Source organism: Vibrio sp. V42_P2S4T144 (assembly GCF_009904715.1).
Lineage (GTDB): Bacteria > Pseudomonadota > Gammaproteobacteria > Enterobacterales > Vibrionaceae > Vibrio > Vibrio alginolyticus.
In genome coordinates, this window is the sequence record NZ_WXWS01000330.1 from 1 (window position 1) to 2781 (window position 2781).

Genomic DNA, 2781 nt, shown 5'->3' on the forward strand with positions numbered 1-2781 from the left:
TTCATACACAACTCTAAACATAACACTTCCATTAAAATTTCTAGATTTAATACGGCAAAGTATTAAGAACACTAAGCCAGGTGAATAGCTGAATAAAGCAACATAGTAGAGCGTAGAGCAACATGAAAAGCAAAGTGTAAACGCACTAAATCACTCCGATTCGATTAGTCATGCACACATTCAAAGATTTCGTATTGCCGTTTAACATTGGCTGTTACTTTTCCCCAATGTGAGGCTTGAACTCTTTCCTGATGTTGTTTAAAAGAGGCTTTGTCGACGAACTCCTCATAGACATCAAAACGAAACGGATTAGTCGAGCTTTGAGTCACAAGAAAACTAAGGCAGCCCGGCTCTTCTAACGTGAGCTTTTGTGAGTTATTAACGCATGTTTTACTAATTCTAGATCCTTTTCCGGAACTAAAATAAAGCCTTTCAATGTAACTTTCGACATATCATCCTCCCGCCCCTATCGTGTAGCGTTTCGTTAAGAAGTAGCCAACACGCCCTCAATCTCAACCATCATATCGCAAATGTGAATCTCACCATGAATTAAATGCCACGTGTTAGGAATCTATTTCTAATGCCCTATCGACTTACGAGCATAAGGTTATCTCTACCCTTTCTTTGCCTTTACCGATGTTCTTGCGTTTTAATTGAATTTGGCCGACTTCTGATGTGCGCTTTAAGTGAGTGCCACCGCAAGGCACTTGCGCAAACCCATCCACTCTCTAATCCCTTCTTTCACTCTCTTGATCGGAAAAGTCACTAATAATAACTGAATCAGAGTTAATCAAATCTTGCACATCAGTTTCAATTTCTTTCAATAGCGGGCCAATACTTTCAGACCACTCGAAATCTATGCGACTCTTATTTTCAGAAATATGCGCGCCTATCTTAACAATGCCTTCCCGACGCTGATAAAACATCTCGAGCACCACTTCAGCCGCAAAGTGTAGCTTCATTAAGGCGTATCTACGCTTCCAATCAATATTCGTAGTTACAATGTCACCAAGAGCAAAATTTGGAGAGGATTCCAATGTGTAAATAAGTCGAACACCTAACTTTTGAGCAATCAAAACCGGAATACCATTAATCGTTCCTTTATCACTATCTTGGCCTCCAGACTCTGCAAAGAAGATAGTCTGGTCCAATTCAACCTTATTTCCGTCTACATTGCTCACTCTTGAGTTAAGTTCTGTTTGGTAGGGATTAACCCAAAATAATTTCTCGCTCATGCTGCTATCCTTGCAGTAAGTCCTATCTTTGATAGTACATTCAGTGACCACCAAGTCAATTCAAGAAACCTCACCGTCAAATGTAAGGCTGTGTATAGAGCACGAGCAGGCTAGACCTATTAGATGCGTTTAAGGCCGGATACTAAACGCTGTCTAGGGGTTTAGCTAACAACCCGTAAATTGCGGAATCTGAGACTACTCCATTCACTTCCCAACGCTGCCTTAGGAAACCTTCCTTTATAAAACCTAACCGTTCCAAGACTTTACCTGAAGAAGTATTGTCTGGATCTATCTCAGCCTCGATTCGACGTAGATTCAGTGTTTTGAATGCGTGTTCGATTAATGCAGTTCCCGCCTCTAATACAATGCCTTTACCCCAGAAATGACGACTAACGCCAAAGCCAATTTCTGCGCGCCTAGACTCTTTCACGTGATTAAACAGCATTATCTTACCCAGAAGTTGGCCATTGCTCTTTAGGAAGATGCCTAGTGTCACTTCTGTATTGCTATTCATGGCCTGTGTACTCTTGGCTATAAATGTCCGCGCTTCTTCAATTGAAACCCAAGGGCCAGAGTTCCAATATTTCATGACCTCATGGTCTGAGAAGATGTCAAACAATTCGCTTGCATCATCTTCAACTAGCTCTCTTAGAATTAATCGTTCCGTTTCAATCTTTGTTACTAACATTTTGGGGTCAGCCTTTTGGTTTGTTATTGGTGACGAAAATCCAATAAAAGTGTGAGACACGTAATACAAATGATTTCGTATGAGACTTTTAAACAAGCTCAACGCACGGCAAAAGCGCCACGTGTAACGATTCTATATTGAAGCAAATGTTAGACATTCAAGTGCGTCAACAAGTAACCGCTGAACGCATCAAAGCTTGGAGTGAGTTGATCATAAGTCCTAAACTCAGGCTCAAAATAGTCCATATACTTTATTATCGCTTAGTGACGATTTCCTTCAGTACTCTGGCTGGGTTGCCACCAACAACGACATTGTCTCCAAAACTCTTCGTAACGACTGCGCCAGAGGCTACCACCACGTTGTTCCCAAGTGTTACGCCAGGGTTGATTACGGCATGGCCACCTATCCAACAATTGTCACCAATGTTTATGGGCTTTGCTAGCTCTAAACCACTGTTCCTCTCGATAGGATCTAAGGGATGAGTCGCAGTATAAATGCCAACTTGAGGCCCAAGTAAACAGTTATCACCAAACTTAACTTCCGCAACATCCAAAATCACACAACCAAAATTAGCGTAAAAATTATCTCCAACGTGAATGTTGGATCCGTAGTCGCAATTGAAAGAAGATTCAACATGAATATCGTCACCTGTTGTGCCGAACAAGTGCTTAGTTATTTCAACTCGCTTTTGTTTATGCTCAACAGAGGTAGCATTCAATTTTTCAGTTAGTAACCTAGCGCTCAACCTTAACTTTAATAACTCTTCATCACTTGGGTCATAAAGCTCACCTGCTAACATTTTCTCTTTTTCTGACATAAAACTTGGACTCCAATACCAATTTTCTTACAACGCTACAT

General features: G+C 41.0%; 2 protein-coding genes and 2 pseudogenes. All 4 read right to left on the bottom strand.

What is annotated here, in order from left to right; all coding sequences use genetic code 11:
* Positions 1-164 precede the first annotated feature (164 nt).
* The 4 genes and pseudogenes from CAG68_RS11470 to CAG68_RS11485 all read right to left on the bottom strand — a co-directional run bounded on the left by CAG68_RS11470 (position 165) and on the right by CAG68_RS11485 (position 2740).
* A pseudogene (locus tag CAG68_RS11470) lies at positions 165-451 on the bottom strand (putative quinol monooxygenase).
* 142 nt (positions 452-593) lie between these two features.
* Positions 594-1235 (bottom strand): annotated as a pseudogene (locus tag CAG68_RS11475) (alanine--tRNA ligase-related protein).
* 142 nt (positions 1236-1377) lie between these two features.
* The gene (locus tag CAG68_RS11480; RefSeq protein ID WP_053304370.1) at positions 1378-1923 is read right to left on the bottom strand and encodes a GNAT family N-acetyltransferase; all 546 of its coding nucleotides are present in this window, start codon (positions 1921-1923) and stop codon (positions 1378-1380) included.
* 253 nt (positions 1924-2176) lie between these two features.
* Positions 2177-2740, bottom strand: a complete 564-nt coding sequence (locus CAG68_RS11485) for a sugar O-acetyltransferase (protein WP_053306980.1) — start codon at positions 2738-2740, stop codon at positions 2177-2179.
* Between the last annotated feature and the right edge of the window lie 41 nt (positions 2741-2781).